Consider the following 15,890-nt stretch of genomic DNA (forward strand, 5'->3'; position numbering starts at 1 on the left):
GTAGAAAATACCGGTTTTCTACCGTTATCTGTGCTGGATTGTTCTGGGTGTAAGAGGGGTTTCATGACTGAAATTGATGAGCTGCGTAGCCGCATGGCGCGCCAGGCAATGCGTTTTGCCAGTGCGAAAGGTTATACCTCTTCGCCAGTGCCAAAGGTGAACATCCTGTACGTCAACGAGCATTGCCAGCGTCAGCCGGTGATGTACGAGCCCGGCATTGTGATCATCTTTCAGGGGCATAAGGTGGGCTACTGTGGCAACAAGGTGTTCCAGTACGATCCGCGCAATTATCTGCTGATGACGGTGCCGCTGCCGTTTGAATGCGAAACCTTTGCCAGCCCGGAACAGCCGCTGGTGGGGCTGGCGGTGAATATCGATATCCAAATGTTGCAGGATCTGCTGATCGACCTCGGTGACGACGATTATCTGATGAAACCGCGCGTCGAAAGCAGCGGCGTCAATCTTTCACCGCTGACGGACGAAATGCTGTGCGCCACCGAACGTCTGCTGGACGTGATGGAAAAACCGCTCGATGCCCGCGTCTTGGGGCCGCAGATTGTGCGCGAATTGTTGTATTACGTGCTGCGCGGCAGCTGCGGCGCGTCGTTGCAGGAGTTGGTCAACCGCCATACTCACTTCAGCCAGATTGCCAAAGCGCTGCGGCGGATTGAAAGCCAGTACGCCGATAACCTCAACGTCGAGCAGTTGGCGAACGAGGTGAATATGAGTATTTCGGCGTTCCACCATAACTTCAAAGCGGTAACCAATACGTCACCGTTGCAGTATGTGAAATCTTATCGCCTGCACAAGGCACGGTTGCTGATGGTGCATGATGGGCTGAAAGCCAGCACGGCGGCGATCCGCGTGGGTTATGAAAGTGCTTCCCAGTTTAGCCGTGAGTTTAAGCGCCTGTTTGGCATTACGCCGAGCGATGAACTCGCCCGGCTGCGGGACAGCAACGTGATGATGATGCAAGGTTAAGCGCTAGCGCGGCTCGCGCGCTTCTTGCGCCAGATCACCAGCATCGCACCGAGCAGGCCGAAGACCAGCAGTGCGACGGGTAGGATCATCAACCCTGCCATCACCTGATCTTCATGGCGTTTTACCAGCGGGATTTGGCTAAAGGCGTAACCCAGGCTGATCACGGAACCGACCCAGAGCAGGCCACTCAGCCAGTTGAAGATCTGAAAGCGCGTACTGCTTAGGCCGGAGATCCCTGCCATGGTCGGCAGCAGCGTGCGGACAAACGCCAGAAAGCGGCCGATCAGCAGGGCCATCAGGCCGTGGCGGTTAAACAGCACGTGGGCTCGTTGATGATATTGCAGCGGTAGCTGTAGCAGCCAGCCTTTTACCAGCGAGGTATGGCCTAACCATCGCCCTTGCAGATAACTCAGCCAGCAACCCAGGCTGGCGGCAATGGTCAGGATAATCAGGGCGGGGAGAAATCCCATCACACCTTTGGCGATCAGCGCTCCAGCCAATAACAGCAGGCTGTCACCCGGCAGGAAGGAGGCGGGCAGTAGTCCGTTCTCTAAAAACAGGGTGGTGAAAAGTACCAGGTAAACCACCCAAATCACGCCGGGTTCGGCAAGGGCAGCAAAATCATGCGTCCAAAGCGCGTGAACAATCTCTTTTAATACATCCATTTTTTGTCCTGCGGTGCCTGATCTGATTCTCTGTAGGCTACCGTGCTTTTAATCATGCTCAATTGAGTGCTGAGTGTAACGCTATTAGCTTAAGTGGACATTAAACAGAACGCAGAAATGTGCAGAGAAAGGGAAAACGCGTAAAAAAAGGCGGCAGAGTTGCCGCCCGCTAACGTTACGAGGCGATGCGTTTAAAACCGGCGGCCAGATCGTCGATCAGATCCTGCACGTTTTCCAGCCCGATATGCACGCGCACCAGCGTGCCGGAAAAATCGATGCCTCCCGCTGGGCGAATGGCCGCCAACTCTTCCGGCTGATTGGCCAGGATCAGCGATTCATAGCCGCCCCAGGAATAGGCCATGCTGAAATGGCTAAAGTTATCGAGATAGTCGGCCAGTTGCTGATCGCTCAACCGCTGTTTCAGCACAAAGGAGAACAGGCCGTTGCAGCCGCTGAAATCACGGCGATAGAATTCATGGCCTTTACAGCTTGGCAGGGCCGGGTGGTTGACCACCGCCACTTCTGGCCGCTGCGCCAGCCACTGTGCCACCGCGATGCTGCTCTGTTCATGCTGTTTCAACCGCACGCTTAAGGTGCGCAGGCCGCGGCTGGCCATATAGGCGGTATCGGCGTCGACCATTTGGCCCATCAGATAGGAGTATTCACGCAACTGATCCCAGCAGCGGGCATTGGCCACCGCGGTGCCGAGCATATAGTCGGAATGACCAATAATGTATTTAGTACCGGCCTGAATCGAAATATCGATGTCAAACTCCAACGCTTTGAACAGCACACCAGCCGCCCAGGTATTGTCGATCATAATGACAATTTCCGGGTTCACGGCGCGAATGGCACTGACGATTGCCGGAATATCCTGCACTTCCATGGTGATGGAGCCGGGGGATTCGAGGAACACCACCTTGGTGTTGCTCTGGATCAGGTCGGCGATCCCGCTACCGATCAGCGGATCAAAATAGGTGGTGGCCACATTCATACGGCCAAGGATATGGGTGCAGAAATCCTGCGTGGGCTCATAAGCAGAACCGGTTACCAGCAGATGATCGCCCGCACCGACGAAAGACAGAATGGCATTCGCTACCGCAGCGGCCCCACACGGATACAGCACGCAGCCCGCGCCGCCTTCCAGTTCGGTCATCGCGTCCTGAAAGGCAAAATGGGTGAGCGTGCCGCGCCGCCCGTAAAACAGTTCACCTTGGGCACGTTTGGCGGTGGCATGCTTTTTGGCGGCAACCGATTCAAACACCAGTGAAGACGCGCGTTGGGTGACCGGGTTAACGGAGCCCTGCGTATAGCGTTTGCTGCGCCCGGCCACGATCAGCGCGGTTTCGATATTTTTTGACGTCATGCTTGATTTCCCTTTGCCTTGCTCCCCTGCGATAGCGCTTACGTTAGCATGGCGTTTAATAGCCATCCAGACGTTTTAACTGCTATGTAAGGAAATGGAGGGATCTCCGCTGCGGTTACGCCTAATACATCACATAGCCACCGAAGATATCAGCCAGCAAGATAGAGCTGCGTTAGGCTAAATATGACTCTTTTGGTTTTTATTCGGTGTTGTTCATTTTATAGTTAATTGCAATAATTACTTTTATTAAATGCACTGCAATATCTTGAGAGAGCAATTTTATGACAACGGAAACTATCGATCATTCTACCTTGCACCGCTTGGTTGAAGCGAGTGCTGTCAGCGCAGCGCATGTCATTGGTACTCCGGGCGGTTGGGTGCTGATGATCAAATATGGTTTGATTGAACGCCCGCTGGCAGCACAACGCAGTCGGCAGGTTCGGCTATTTAAAAAATTGGAAACGCTGGTTGGCTACCTGAAAGGTATTGGTATTGCACAATTTGATGTTGATGCATCCAACTATTCTTCGGATAGCCTGACCCAGAACCCACGTCCAGATCGATCAATTGCGCTGAAACGGGCGCATGAAGCCGCCGCTTACGATACGTGGTTCAGAGAACAGGTGCAGGCATCCATGGATGATCCCCGCCCAGCAGTTTCACATGAAGAGGCGAAGAGCCACTTTGCCGCCCGGAAGGCTGCTTTGCTTAAGGATCGTTAATGCGTGTGGAATGGAAACCTATGTCCCTGGCCGACAGGGAAAGCATTATGGATTATATCGCGCGTGATAACCCACAGGCCGCGATTGCATTGGATGATGCGTTTGAGACGGCGGCAGAAAGGGCGTGTGAGCGGCCTGATATGTATAAAGCTGGCCGGATGAAAGACACCAGAGAAGTGGTTGTACGGCCTAATTACATCCTGATATATCGGATTAATGATGAAACTCTACAGGTTTTACGCATTCTTCATGCGGCTCAACAATGGCCGCGTTCGGAGTGACAACATTTGCAGTGGCTGAGGCATTATTAGGCAAATAGTAATGATAACTACTATCAATTGCGGATTAATTTGATATGATCGCCAGCGGAATTCTTCCGTAAATGTTGAGATGGGTGGAGGCACAGCGTGAAAACGGCTGTCAAAACAATGAATCAAACAGCCTGTGGCGCAGGCCGTGGGCAATGGAGTGCGCTGGGGCGCAAGGTGATCGCTTCACTGGTATTGGTGGTTGGGCTGGCGGGCAGCGTGCAGGCGGCTCCTGCCAATGCACCGGCAATCGCTGAAAGCGTGGCTGCCGCAACGGCTCCGGCGGAAAATACGATGATGCCAGTGAACCCGGCACCGACGATCCAACCGCCAGAAACCCGCGGCATGGATCTCTCCGTCTGGGGGATGTACCAGCATGCGGACGTGGTAGTCAAAGCCGTGATGATTGGCTTGGTGCTGGCTTCTATCGTCACCTGGACCATTCTGTTTGCCAAAGGCGGCGAGCTGATTCGCTCCAAACGCCGTTTGCGCCGTGAACAGCAGGCGCTGGTCGATGTTCGCTCTCTGGATGATGCTTCCGAACTGGCCCAAAGTTTCTCCGCAGAAAGTATCAGTGCGGTGTTGCTGAACGATGCGCAGAACGAACTGGAACTGTCGGAGGCTTCCAACGATAACAACGGCATTAAAGAACGTACCGGCTTTCGCCTTGAGCGCCGCGTGGCGGCTTACGGCCGTCAACTGGGGCGTGGCAACGGTTTCCTGGCGACTATCGGTGCGATTTCCCCGTTCGTTGGCCTGTTCGGCACCGTTTGGGGCATCATGAACAGCTTTATCGGCATCGCCCAATCGCAAACCACCAATCTGGCGGTGGTGGCTCCAGGGATCGCTGAAGCGCTGCTGGCAACCGCACTCGGCCTGGTGGCGGCGATTCCTGCGGTGGTGATTTACAACATTTTTGCCCGAGTGATCGGCGGCCATCGTGCCGAAGTCGGCGATATGGCCGCGCAGGTGCTGCTGCTGTTGGGGCGCGATCTGGATCTGGCGGCCACGATTGAGGCTAAACGCTCGCAGCACCAGCACCAACTGCGGGTGGGGTGATTTATGGCGATGCGTTTGAATGAAGATCTGGACGACAGCGGCGAACTGCATGAAATCAACGTAACGCCGTTTATCGATGTCATGCTGGTGCTGTTGATTATCTTTATGGTGGCGGCACCGCTGGCTACGGTGGATATTCGCGTCGATCTGCCCGCTTCTACCGCCAAGCCGCAGCCGCGCCCGGAAAAACCGGTGTTTCTGTCGGTGAAGGCTGATAAGCAACTGTATGTGGGCGATGAGCCAGTGGTGGCCGAGCAACTGACGTCGGTGCTGGATCAACGCACCCAGTCGAATAAAGAAACCACCATTTTCTTCCAGGCAGATAAGAGCGTCGATTATGAAACGCTGATGAGCGTGATGGATACGCTGCGTAAATCCGGTTACCTGAAAGTGGGGCTGGTAGGAATGGAAGGCGCGGCGCGGTAGCCGTGCCTTAAAAGAGACATTCATATCTGATTTAACGGCGCTCGTAAACCTGCGTCCGTAGAGCTGAAATATAGCTGCTCAACGGGCGCTCATCAATGGCGTAGCGCCTCCGCTTTAGCCATACAACGGCATAATAAATCAACTGCTTCGCCAATCTTTTTATCCCTCCTTCTTCTGACATCTTTCTGTCACACATCCTCTCTAATTTATATGTCTATACGTTTTCAGATGTTGCTAATTAATACAGAAAAGACGTTTACCTGAAGCTTTAAATAGGGAGGTTGAATGAAACGCAATATGCTCTGCCTGATGATTCTCGGCTTGGTTTTTGCTGTAACGGGCTGTAATGACAGTGATTCTGTTACCAATACCAGCAGCGAAACTCCAACACCAACGCCAATACCAACCCCCACTCCCACCAAGAACGTGCTGTTCTTTCTGGGTGATGGCATGGGGATTGCCACGTTAACTGCGGCACGTATTTACAGCGTCGGGGAAGACGGTGATTTAACCATCGACACCTTGCCGGAAACGGCGTTTGTTCATACCTATTCGAACGACGCGCAGGTCACCGACAGCGCGCCTTCCATGTCGGCCTACATGACGGGAATCAAGACCAATAACGAAGTGATCTCAATGTCTCCCGACACCAAGGCAACCAATCCACAGGGTAAGCCTTATCAGGTCAACTTCGACAGCACCTGCCCGCCGGACAACGGTCATGCGGTTGAAACGCTGTTGGAGCAAATGAAAGCGGCCAACTACGGCACCGGGATAGTGACTACCACCCGAGTGACACATGCGACACCGGCGGCGACCTATGCCCATATCTGCCATCGTGATGCGGAAAACACCATTGCCGCCGCGCTGGTGCCGGGCGGCCAAGGGTTCAACACCAAGCTGGGGGACGGTATTGACGTGATCCTCGGCGGCGGAACCAGCTATTTCACGCCAGCGACGGCGGGCGGTACTCGTGGCGATCAGCGCAACCTGATTACCGAGTTACAGGCGGCCAACTACCACTATGCGGCAAACAAGCAGCAGTTCGAGCAACTACCGGTTGATGGCAGCAAGCTGGTTGGGCTGTTCACCCCGAATCATATGTCCTATGACCTGGATCGCGATCCGGCGCAGGAGCCGAGCCTGGCAGAAATGACCGAAAAGGCCATTGACGCGCTGGCCGCCAAAGAAAAAGGCTTCTTCCTGATGGTGGAAGGTGGCCGTATCGATCACGCCCTGCATGCCACCAACGCTCGCCGCGCCTTGCAGGATACGGTGGCGTTCGATGATGCGATCAAAGCAGCATTAGACAAAATGCAGCAGCTTGATCCCGGTTTGAAGAATACCTTGATTGTGGTGACGGCCGATCACGACCACACGTTGCAGATGAACGGCTATGCGCAGCGTACCGGTAAAACGCAAGAGGGCAACCCTGGCGTGCTGGGGGTGGTGAAGAGCTATGTCAACGGGGCCAACTCGACGGACGTGGATGGTAACCCTTATACCATCATCGGTTTCGGCAATGGCCCGGCTCATCAGGCGACCCGTGGGCCGATCGACGAAAGTGCTCTGGAAAGTGCCGATTTCTTGCAGGAATCCGTTATCCCAATGAAAAGCGAAACGCATGGCGGCGGCGATGTTTTCCTCGCGGCGCAAGGGTTGGGTGCTGAGCAGTTCAGCGGAACGCTGAATAACGATCGGGTATTTAACCTGATTAAACAAGCGATTGACTTGCAGTGAGCGCCAGCACGCTAAACATAAATCCCTTTTTCCAGAATGAGCAAAATCATGAAAAAAAGACAATCTGTGGGCAAGATCAATAGCGGTACGCTACTCCTGTTGGGCCTGTTATCGCTGGTTGGCAGCAATGTTCACGCCGCAAACGAAGCCAAGAACGTGATCTTTTTCCTGGGTGACGGCATGGGGCCGGTGACCGTAACGGCCGCCCGTATCTATAAAGGCGAGAAACAGCTGGCGGCTGAGCCGGGTTCGTTGAGCAGCAGTGAACGCGCAGAGCTGACCATGCAGTCGCTGGGCACTGCGGCACGCATCAAGACCTTCTCCAATGATGCCCAGACCACCGACAGTGCGCCGTCGATGGCCGCTTATATGACCGGCGTGAAGGCAAATAATGAGGTGATCTCAATGTCTGCCGATACGCAGGCTTATGCGGCTACGGGTGAGCAATATATTTCGGGGGAAGACAGCACTTGCCAAGCGGACAATGGCCAGCGGGCTAAAACGTTGCTGGAACTCTCCAAGGCGGCAGGGCGTTCGGTCGGCGCGGTGTCAACCACGCGGGTTGGCCACGCCACGCCTGCGGCCACCTATGCCCATATCTGCAACCGTAATGGTTACAACACCATCGCGGAGCAATCGGTGCCGGGTAATCCTAACTACAACAGCGAGTTAGGTGACGGCGTGGACGTTTTGATGGGCGGTGGGCAACGTAACTATTTGCCGAAATCGCTCAACCCCAGCAGCAAGCGCAGCGACAACCAGAATCTGGTGAGCGCCATGCAGAGCGCGGGCTACACCTACATCGACAGCGGTGCGCAATTACGCAGCCTGAATACCGGCTCCGTCAATAAACTGCTCGGGCTGTTCGCTCAAAGTGAAATGGCTTACGAACTGGATCGGGTAAATCAGAATCTGGATCAGCCAAGCCTGGCGGAAATGGCCGAAAAAGCGTTAGAAGTGCTCAGCCGTAATGACAAAGGGTTTTTCCTGATGGTGGAAGGCGGGCGTATCGACCATGCCCTGCACGGCAGCAACGCCAAACGCGCCTTGGAAGATACCTTGGCGATGGATGAAGCGATCAAAACCGCGCTGGCGTTTATGGAAGCCAAAGATCCTGGGCTGAAGAACACGTTGATCGTAGTAACGGCTGACCATGACCACTCCATCGCCTTCAACGGTTACGGCAAGATCGGTAACCCGATTCTGGGCAAGGTGTACGATTACCAGAACGGTGAACTGGCCAAAGCCGCCGACGGTAAACCCTACACGGCATTAGTGTTTGGCAACGGTGGTCGCCCTAATGCCAGCGCCAGCAGCCAGATCAACGTGGAAGATGGCAACGCTCCTTGGGTGGCTCCGGCGCGTGGCGCAGAGCGCGAAGATTTGACCGAGGTTGATACCACGCAAGATAATTTCTTGCAGGAAGTTGGCATCAATCTGGGAACGCCGGGCTCAGAAACCCATGCCGGTGGCGACGTGATGTTGTATGCAGGCGGTGCCGGTTCCCAGATCTTCAAAGGCACCATGGATAACACCAAAGTCTTCTTCAAAGTGAAAGAGGCGGCGGGTTTATGATCCACTGGCGAGGAATATTCAGCCTGGCGCTGCTGACGGTGGTGGCTCTGCCTTTGCAGGCTCAGACCACGGTACAGCCCGCCGCTGCACCCGCGGTGAATCTGCGCTTGAGCTATGAAAACCGCTCGATAGGGCATGACGGCATCATCCGTGATAGCCGCTATACCGATCTGATGTACCGTCGTGCCGGTCTGGTGTGGATTGAACGGGAACTGCCGCAAGGTGTGCGCGAAAGTGAAGCGCATGGGCATGACGATCGCGCTTCTCCCCATGCTGGCCATGCGCACAGTGAAGCGCAGGGCGCACCCTTGCTGATACGCCGCGATGCTGAAACCGGGAAAGTGAGCGTGCAGGCGGTATTGCACAATCTGCGCCGGGTGATTGATGTGGAACTGGCCCATTATGGCAACGTGGGGTATGGCGGATCCTGGGCTGCGGCATATTGGCTGATCGAGCCTGCTGCCTTAAGCCGCATGGAAAAACAGGGTTCGGAACAACAGGGCATCCAGCACTATCTGTTGCAGAAAGGGGAACGCACCACCAAGGTGGCCTGGGACGTGGCCGGTCAGTATGCCCGCAGCATTGAGCAACGCGACAGCCACGGCACATCAGTGCAACGCATGACGGCGACCCCGTTTGCCGATCCGCAGAGCCTGCCCTGGCAGCAACTGGCGGATTATCAACGCGGTGATTACTCCGACCTGCTGGATTGACCTCGACATCGTTGACCAGGGAAGTTGCTTTCCCTGGTCAATACGGCCCGACGGATGCAAAACGGCTAGGTTTTGGCGATTCTTTCGCTCATGCAGGCTGGCCAGCGTTCCCACTGGGTTGTCCAGTCGGTTAATGCGTCGGTCAGCCGCCCGTAGCGGGAGAGACTTTCAGTAATATTCAGCACGCTGCCGCTGAGCCGTTCGACGCGTATTGCCTGAATTTGCCCGGCGTTATCGCGGAAAGTGGTTTTCATGGTCAATGCGCCGCTATCCAGCGGAACCAGTAATACTACGGCGGATAAGACATTTAACGCCGGGCTGACGGGTTGGATATCATAAAGTTCGATATCCATCCGCAGCCCGTTGTTTTGTGAGCCTTTTAGCCGCGGTGTTAAATGCTGGGTGAGTGTTTTATCCAGAGCGTCATGCTCAATAACCTGTTTGTTATTGTCGTCCGTGGCGTGACGTACGGTGACTTCACCGAGGACCAAACCGTCATATTGGCTTGCATCGAAGTGAGGATGGACCGCCAGAACCAACGCGCGGTCTTGCTGCATAATTTTTAAGGAATCTGTTTCTGGAATATTGCGGTATGACGATTCCGGCAATGTGGCACAGCCCGCCAGCATCAGAATAAACAGTAATACACCTGCTTTGAGAGCACTGATATTTTTCATGGGGTTATTCCCTTAACAATAATGGCAACGTTTATTTTTCTTCCTGTTGGCCCATACGCACACATAGCCAGGCCAGGCTTTTCTTGATCTCCAGCCAGCAAGCATCTTCCTGAATGGCCATGCCGCTAAAAATGGCGGTATTGCGTGCGCGCAGCAGCAAATATTGGATACCGGCAAACAACAGCGAAATATTGATATTCCAATTCGCCGGAATGGCGCGATCGCCAGCCAGCCGCAGAGCGAGATCTTGCCCCCATTGTTCACGGGTGGCATCCAAGGTGGCCGTGAGTTCGTTAGGTGCGGTGACTTCCATCGCCAGAATTTCCAAGGTGAGCGGGCGGCTGCGCAGAACATCAATAAAACGCTCGAAAACCCTCTCTAGGCGCTGTGTCAGAGGCAACGATTCCAGATCGAGCCCTTCGAGTAGCTGTTCGACCGAAGGCCAGAAATTCCCAGACAGGCCAAAGGCTTCCAGCAGCTGCGGCATACCGCCGAAATAACGGTAAATCAGAACCTTATCGATATTGGCTTCGTGCGCGATGGCATTCACGCCGATGCCGGTAAAGCCATCGCGTGCCAGAACCCGTGCGACGGCGTCCAGAATCTCGGCTTCTGTCTGCTGGCGGTTACGGCCACGCTTGGTGGCAACTGCTGGGGGGTTATTTTGCTTTACCATGATCTATTCCTGAATGAAGTCGCGGAGTTTGCGCCGGGGGGTTGCGGCTACGGGGGCGGCATAGCCGATACGAACCAGCATTTGCACGCGATGGTGATACGGGTTGAGTTCGAGATGATCATATAAGTCCTGCTGGTGTGGCAGCATTGCAGGGGCTTCGCCAAGCAGGTAGGACATGGGCTGCATCGCGATGCCATACTGCGCCGCCGCCAACTGCAAGCGAACAAAAGCGCGCCCGGCAGCGAGCTGCTGCACATGCTGATTCCCCTGGCTGTACAACCCTATCCAGCCCGCGGCGGTTTTCGCCTGCTCTTCACCCGAAGCGATCATACTGCGCATCAGTCTGGAATCTGGCTCAGGCACGCGATCCCTAGGGAACAGACCCAAAGTGGCGGCCATTTCAGGCAAAAAACCGCTGATGGCAATGCCATCGCGATGGGTTTCAATTTCTTTGCTGCCAATTCTGGTGAGCTGTAAAGACTCTAAAACGGCTTCGTCATTCCCCATTTCCGTCTGCCAGGCACTCGCCGCCAGAGGATTGAGTTTTTGCACTAATGCCGGGGTGACGGATCCGGCGGCATTGATGCCGTAAGCATTTCCCGCAGCCAGCAATGAACCTAAAATATCTTCTGGAATAGCACGTTGGCGATCGTAAGGGTGCCGGTTGGTTCGTCTTTGTTCGGCCATCAGGAATAAAGGATCCGGCAACCTGGGCTGAACAGCGGGAGTAAGACGTATCTGCGCGATAACCGGCGCAATAGGGGTGAGTTGTGGGGCTTCGCCGTCAGGGAACTCAATGATTTCACAGCGGTAACCCTCTGCTTGCGCTGCCATCGATAACAGCTCTAGAAAGCAGCCCAGTGAAATCAGCGTTTCTCTGGCGTAGGGATCGGCGATTGGCAACAAACGCTCGGGATCGACACGGAGTATCAGGCTATCGGTTGAACCACGCAGATCGATCAGCCAAGGTTGGAGATTGTGCGAACTGGGTGCCAGAGCGGCTTTCTGCACTAAGCGCCAGCGTGGATCTGACGCGATGCTGAGGGTTTCCTCTAAAGAGCGCTGTAGCCCTTCGTTTTCCGCTACGAAATGGCGGCCAGCCAGCAAGCCTGCCGATGCTATAACGATGCCACCGCCAATCAGGCGAATACAGCCACGTCTTTGCCGCTGAAAAGCACTGCGGGTTTCCATGAAGTTGGCTTCCTCTATAATGTCACTTGTTAGTGACAAACATAAGTCACCTGCAAGTGACATTCAACATAATTTTATCAATAAGGGGATTTCATCAGTTCACAAACGGGGAGGCTGAGCTTTGATCTTGGTAGGGGCTGGTTAATGGGCAGGGCTAAAAAATAAAAAGCCCGTTCTAGGTAAAACGGGCAAAGTCTAACAGCTTAAAGGAAATCGTTATCCGGTATGAACACCAAACAACTTGGGCAGGAACAGTGAGATCGCCGGAACGTAAGTCACCAGCATCAGCACGCTGAGCAGGGCGATATAGAATGGGATCATGGCTTTCACCACCTGTTCTATCTTCTGCTTACTGACCGCACTGGCGACGAACAGCACTGAACCCACCGGCGGCGTAATCAGGCCGATGCCCAGGTTGACCAGCATGATCATACCGAAGTGCACCGGATCGATGCCCAGGTTGATCGCCACCGGCAGCAGTACCGGCGTCAGGATCAGGATCAGCGGTGCCATATCCATCAAGGTACCGATCAGCAGCAGCATGATGTTGATCCACATCAGGATCACATACTTGTTGTCGGAGATGGAGGTGAAGAATTCGGTGATCCGCGTCGGCAACTGCATGTAAGTCATGATGGCACCGAAGCTGGCGGCAAAGCCAATCAGGATCATCACGATGGTGACGGTTTTCACCGTGCGGAACATCAGCTTGGGCAGTTCAGACCATTTATAGTCACGATAAATGAACATGGTGACGAAGAATGACCACAGGCAGGCGATGGCAGCGGATTCGGTAGCGGTAAATACGCCGGAAAGGATCCCGCCCATGATGATGACCACCGTCATTAATCCCCACAGGGTATCAACGAAGATCTTCACCGCCTGACGGAACGGCACGCGTTCGCCTTTCGGGTAGCCACGCTTGTGCGCGAAGCAGACGCACATCACCATCAGCGTCAGGCTCAGCAGCAGGCCCGGCAGGATCCCGGCGATAAACAGCGAGGCGATGGAAACGGTGCCACCGGTCGCCAGCGAGTAGATCACCGAGTTATGGCTTGGCGGTGTCAGAATCGCCTGTACCGATCCGCTGGCGGTGACCGCTGCGGCGAAATCGCGTGGGTAACCTTTTTTGTCCATCTCCGGGATCATCACCGAACCGATAGAAGCGGTATCCGCCACTGACGAACCGGAAATGGCACCAAAGAAGGTCGAGGCCACGATGTTGACCAACGACAGGCCACCGCGAATAAAACCGACAAAAATATAGGCAAAGTTAACCAATCGGCGGGCGATCCCACCTTCCGCCATGATGGCACCGGCCAGAATAAAGAACGGAATGGCCAGCAGCGAAAACTTGTTCACGCCGTTGGTGATCTGAATCATCACGGCTTCGAGCGGCAGGTCGATCCAGAACGCCCCGGCGACGGCGCTGATGCCGACGGCGTAGGCCACAGGGACACCAATGGCGAGCATCACGCCAAGGGTTAACAACAGAATCAATGCGTCCATAATTTACAGGCTCCTAGTGACCGCTTAGGAATTACCCAGCATAACCACCGGGCGGTGATTCTGCGGGCCAAAAAAGATTCGCTCAATAATGAACAGTAACGTGATAAATGAACCGATTGGCAGCGGCAGGTAGGTTTCCCCTGCGGTTAACACCGGGAATTCAGCCACGGGTTGTTCCCACAGTTCCAGGCACAGGTTATAGCCGTAATAAAGAATAAACAGGCTGATCGCCAGCATCATCAGATCGGTGAGCACTGAGCAGACCTTTTTCATCGGCTCTGACAGGCGGTCGGTCATCATGCTGACCGCAATATGCGAGCAGGAACGGTAACTGACGGCGGCACCGATAAAGGTAAAGGTCACCATACAGATAATGGCCACCGGTTCCGGCCATGACAGACCGGCGTTCAATACATAGCGGGCAAAAATACCGACGGGGATCACGGCGGTCATGACCAGCAGGGCAAGGCCAGAAAGCCAGATGGAACAACGGTAAAGGAAATCCATTAGCGATATATAAGAGTGAGACATGATAATCCCCTACATCCTAGTCAGGAAAAGTGGGGTGGATATTAGCTATCCACCCCCAGGCCATTATTTGACGGCTTCGATACGTTGAATCAGCTCTTGGTAATTCTTACCAAACTGGTCACGCACCGGCTGAGTGGCCTTGTAGAAATAATCGCGATCGATGGCCTGAATATTCACGCTGCCTGCCTTCATCTTATCCAGGGATTCCTGATTGTATTTGGCCCACAGTTCACGCTGTTCGGTCTGAGCTTCTTTCGCCAGTTTGAGAACGAGCTGCTGGTCTTCCGCAGACAGCTTGTTCCATTTGGTTTTGGAGTACAGGAACACTTCAGGGATGATCATGTGGCCGGTCAGGGTGTAGTTTTTCGCCACCGGCATGTAGTTATGCGCCACATAGGTTGGCGGGTTGTTTTCAGCACCATCAATAACGCCGGTCTGCATGCCGCTGAACACTTCACTGACGCCCATGCTGACCGCGTTGGCTCCCATGGCTTTCAGCGTGGCAAGCGCAACCGGGTTACCCTGAACGCGGATCTTCATGCCTTGCAGATCTTCCGGCTTGTTGATCGGATTCTTGGTGATCATGTTGCGCGTACCGCCGTCCATCCAACCGAGGAAGACCATTTTTGACTTGGTGTTATCGGTAATTTTCTGACCGATTTCCTGGCCGATTTCACCGTCGAGCACTTTGTGCATGTGCTCTTCATCGCGGAAGACATAGGGCAGGGTAAAGACGTCGACCTCTGGCAGAATGGCGGCGACCGGTGACATGGAGACGCGGATGATATCAATCGCCCCGATCTGCGCCTGTTCAATTTCCTGCTTTTCATCACCTAACACACCACCGGGGAAGGTTTTGATTTCCATGCGGCCGTCGGTCGCCTGTTTTAACTTCTCACCCATATGCTGAACGGCGACGACGTTCGGGTAACCGGCAGGGTGAACGTCTGCGGCTTTGATCTGCTGTGCGGCAATGGAAGAGTGGCTCATAAGCAACGTTGCCGACGTGAGGCAAAGGCTGAGTAGCGTCTTGGACAGTTTCATTGGGAGATCTCCAGAGGTGAACTAAGGAACCTGGGGGATTCAGTGAATCAAAAGCCTGATGAAATGTGGCCCAGGTCTCATTTTTAATCTGATATTGATCCGGCGTTATTTAGCCATTTTCAATAAGCCTGTTTGAGGCGTGAACTGATCGTCAGACAAGCAACGTCCATACAAATCAGTAGGTTTTTTAATGTGTTGCCAGCTATGTCACAAGCTAATCAGATACAACACAAGGTAACTTATTATACAACTTTGTAAATTGCGTGATATCACAAAAGGGGAAAGTGGGTTTAAACGTTCAATGAATGAATATTCTTTAAAAATAAAACCATGTTTTATTTTTATGTATATGATAAATATAAATTATTATTTATTTATCTGTTTTTTATAGCCTGTGGAGAGGTAAATAACTTGGTTAAAATGGTGTGACAACTTTTCATGGCACCATACTTTCCGGTGCATCTGTAACAGCATTAGGCCCTGTTTTATCTGCGTTATAACGTGCAGCAGAGAGCTGTGGGGTAGCCAGATCGGTGTCGCTACCTTCCCGCAATTCAAATGACCCAGGGATATCAGTCTCATCCTGAAATATTCATTCCCTATAGTTATTAATCATGTTTTCTCTCGGCCTAAAAGCATCACTCGCTATGCTTAACATATTTTTAACCTGACCAGTAAGCAGTGATTGATAGCTAATGGTATGAATT

16 protein-coding genes are annotated in these 15,890 nt (G+C 53.7%); 8 read left to right on the top strand and 8 right to left on the bottom strand.

The genetic code is table 11. The features are described 5' to 3' along the window. Positions 1 to 63: 63 nt before the first annotated feature. Positions 64 to 981: an AraC family transcriptional regulator gene (locus tag ACX9GT_RS03775; protein ID WP_473189880.1), complete on the top strand. Its 918-nt coding sequence runs from the start codon at positions 64 to 66 to the stop codon at positions 979 to 981. On the opposite strand, the gene ACX9GT_RS03780 is transcribed toward ACX9GT_RS03775, so the two are convergent. Next, positions 978 to 1,646, bottom strand: a complete 669-nt coding sequence (locus tag ACX9GT_RS03780) for a DedA family protein (RefSeq protein ID WP_473189881.1) — start codon at positions 1,644 to 1,646, stop codon at positions 978 to 980. The two genes, ACX9GT_RS03775 and ACX9GT_RS03780, sit on opposite strands and share 4 nt — an antisense overlap. A 175-nt stretch (positions 1,647 to 1,821) precedes the next feature. After that, a complete protein-coding gene (metC, locus tag ACX9GT_RS03785) occupies positions 1,822 to 3,012 on the bottom strand; it encodes a cystathionine beta-lyase (RefSeq protein ID WP_473189882.1) in 1,191 nt (396 codons plus the stop codon). A 281-nt stretch (positions 3,013 to 3,293) separates the two neighbouring features. Here metC and ACX9GT_RS03790 point away from each other — a divergent pair, with 281 nt between their 5' ends. The 7 genes from ACX9GT_RS03790 to ACX9GT_RS03820 all read left to right on the top strand — a co-directional run bounded on the left by ACX9GT_RS03790 (position 3,294) and on the right by ACX9GT_RS03820 (position 9,555). Beyond that, a complete protein-coding gene (locus ACX9GT_RS03790) occupies positions 3,294 to 3,734 on the top strand; it encodes an antitoxin PaaA2 family protein (RefSeq protein ID WP_473189883.1) in 441 nt (146 codons plus the stop codon). Continuing rightward, positions 3,734 to 4,015, top strand: a complete 282-nt coding sequence (locus ACX9GT_RS03795) for a type II toxin-antitoxin system RelE/ParE family toxin (RefSeq protein ID WP_473189884.1) — start codon at positions 3,734 to 3,736, stop codon at positions 4,013 to 4,015. The genes ACX9GT_RS03790 and ACX9GT_RS03795 overlap by 1 nt, the downstream gene beginning before the upstream one ends. Before the next feature lie 126 nt (positions 4,016 to 4,141). Then, the gene (gene exbB / locus ACX9GT_RS03800) at positions 4,142 to 5,101 is read left to right on the top strand and encodes a tol-pal system-associated acyl-CoA thioesterase (RefSeq protein ID WP_473189885.1); all 960 of its coding nucleotides are present in this window, start codon (positions 4,142 to 4,144) and stop codon (positions 5,099 to 5,101) included. 3 nt (positions 5,102 to 5,104) lie between these two features. Further along, positions 5,105 to 5,527, top strand: coding sequence for a TonB system transport protein ExbD (gene exbD, locus ACX9GT_RS03805; protein ID WP_473189886.1), 423 nt, complete (start codon positions 5,105 to 5,107; stop codon positions 5,525 to 5,527). Positions 5,528 to 5,812: 285 nt separating this feature from the next. Beyond that, positions 5,813 to 7,267: an alkaline phosphatase gene (locus ACX9GT_RS03810; protein ID WP_473189887.1), complete on the top strand. Its 1,455-nt coding sequence runs from the start codon at positions 5,813 to 5,815 to the stop codon at positions 7,265 to 7,267. A gap of 48 nt (positions 7,268 to 7,315) precedes the next feature. Then, positions 7,316 to 8,842, top strand: coding sequence for an alkaline phosphatase (locus ACX9GT_RS03815; RefSeq protein ID WP_473189888.1), 1,527 nt, complete (start codon positions 7,316 to 7,318; stop codon positions 8,840 to 8,842). Continuing rightward, positions 8,839 to 9,555, top strand: coding sequence for a hypothetical protein (locus tag ACX9GT_RS03820; RefSeq protein WP_473189889.1), 717 nt, complete (start codon positions 8,839 to 8,841; stop codon positions 9,553 to 9,555). Before ACX9GT_RS03815 ends, ACX9GT_RS03820 begins: the two co-directional genes overlap by 4 nt. Positions 9,556 to 9,620: 65 nt before the next feature. Here ACX9GT_RS03820 and ACX9GT_RS03825 read toward each other — a convergent pair whose 3' ends face one another. The 6 genes from ACX9GT_RS03825 to ACX9GT_RS03850 form a co-directional block, all read right to left on the bottom strand. Next, complete coding sequence (locus ACX9GT_RS03825; RefSeq protein WP_473189890.1) at positions 9,621 to 10,232, bottom strand: hypothetical protein; 612 nt, start codon at positions 10,230 to 10,232, stop codon at positions 9,621 to 9,623. A 31-nt stretch (positions 10,233 to 10,263) separates the two neighbouring features. Next, a complete protein-coding gene (locus ACX9GT_RS03830) occupies positions 10,264 to 10,908 on the bottom strand; it encodes a TetR/AcrR family transcriptional regulator (RefSeq protein ID WP_473189891.1) in 645 nt (214 codons plus the stop codon). A 3-nt stretch (positions 10,909 to 10,911) separates the two neighbouring features. Beyond that, complete coding sequence (locus ACX9GT_RS03835) at positions 10,912 to 12,099, bottom strand: Acg family FMN-binding oxidoreductase (protein ID WP_473189892.1); 1,188 nt, start codon at positions 12,097 to 12,099, stop codon at positions 10,912 to 10,914. 216 nt (positions 12,100 to 12,315) lie between these two features. After that, entirely contained in the window at positions 12,316 to 13,608 is a 1,293-nt protein-coding gene (locus tag ACX9GT_RS03840; protein WP_473189893.1) for a TRAP transporter large permease, read from the bottom strand. A 24-nt stretch (positions 13,609 to 13,632) separates the two neighbouring features. After that, positions 13,633 to 14,139: a TRAP transporter small permease gene (locus ACX9GT_RS03845; protein WP_473189894.1), complete on the bottom strand. Its 507-nt coding sequence runs from the start codon at positions 14,137 to 14,139 to the stop codon at positions 13,633 to 13,635. 63 nt (positions 14,140 to 14,202) lie between these two features. Further along, positions 14,203 to 15,183 (bottom strand): TRAP transporter substrate-binding protein, encoded by a 981-nt coding sequence (locus ACX9GT_RS03850; RefSeq protein ID WP_473189895.1) that lies wholly within the window; start codon positions 15,181 to 15,183, stop codon positions 14,203 to 14,205. Between the last annotated feature and the right edge of the window lie 707 nt (positions 15,184 to 15,890).

Source organism: Serratia sp. YWN4, assembly GCF_055790845.1.

Bases quoted from the DNA above. Each gene is read 5' to 3' on its own strand.
- ACX9GT_RS03775 (WP_473189880.1), top strand. From the start codon at position 64: ATGACTGAAATTGATGAGCTGCGTAGCCGCATGGCGCGCCAGGCAATG.
- ACX9GT_RS03780 (WP_473189881.1), bottom strand. From the start codon at position 1,646: ATGGATGTATTAAAAGAGATTGTTCACGCGCTTTGGACGCATGATTTT.
- metC (WP_473189882.1), bottom strand. From the start codon at position 3,012: ATGACGTCAAAAAATATCGAAACCGCGCTGATCGTGGCCGGGCGCAGC.
- ACX9GT_RS03790 (WP_473189883.1), top strand. From the start codon at position 3,294: ATGACAACGGAAACTATCGATCATTCTACCTTGCACCGCTTGGTTGAA.
- ACX9GT_RS03795 (WP_473189884.1), top strand. From the start codon at position 3,734: ATGCGTGTGGAATGGAAACCTATGTCCCTGGCCGACAGGGAAAGCATT.
- exbD (WP_473189886.1), top strand. From the start codon at position 5,105: ATGGCGATGCGTTTGAATGAAGATCTGGACGACAGCGGCGAACTGCAT.
- ACX9GT_RS03810 (WP_473189887.1), top strand. From the start codon at position 5,813: ATGAAACGCAATATGCTCTGCCTGATGATTCTCGGCTTGGTTTTTGCT.
- ACX9GT_RS03815 (WP_473189888.1), top strand. From the start codon at position 7,316: ATGAAAAAAAGACAATCTGTGGGCAAGATCAATAGCGGTACGCTACTC.
- ACX9GT_RS03820 (WP_473189889.1), top strand. From the start codon at position 8,839: ATGATCCACTGGCGAGGAATATTCAGCCTGGCGCTGCTGACGGTGGTG.
- ACX9GT_RS03825 (WP_473189890.1), bottom strand. From the start codon at position 10,232: ATGAAAAATATCAGTGCTCTCAAAGCAGGTGTATTACTGTTTATTCTG.
- ACX9GT_RS03830 (WP_473189891.1), bottom strand. From the start codon at position 10,908: ATGGTAAAGCAAAATAACCCCCCAGCAGTTGCCACCAAGCGTGGCCGT.
- ACX9GT_RS03835 (WP_473189892.1), bottom strand. From the start codon at position 12,099: ATGGAAACCCGCAGTGCTTTTCAGCGGCAAAGACGTGGCTGTATTCGC.
- ACX9GT_RS03840 (WP_473189893.1), bottom strand. From the start codon at position 13,608: ATGGACGCATTGATTCTGTTGTTAACCCTTGGCGTGATGCTCGCCATT.
- ACX9GT_RS03845 (WP_473189894.1), bottom strand. From the start codon at position 14,139: ATGTCTCACTCTTATATATCGCTAATGGATTTCCTTTACCGTTGTTCC.
- ACX9GT_RS03850 (WP_473189895.1), bottom strand. From the start codon at position 15,183: ATGAAACTGTCCAAGACGCTACTCAGCCTTTGCCTCACGTCGGCAACG.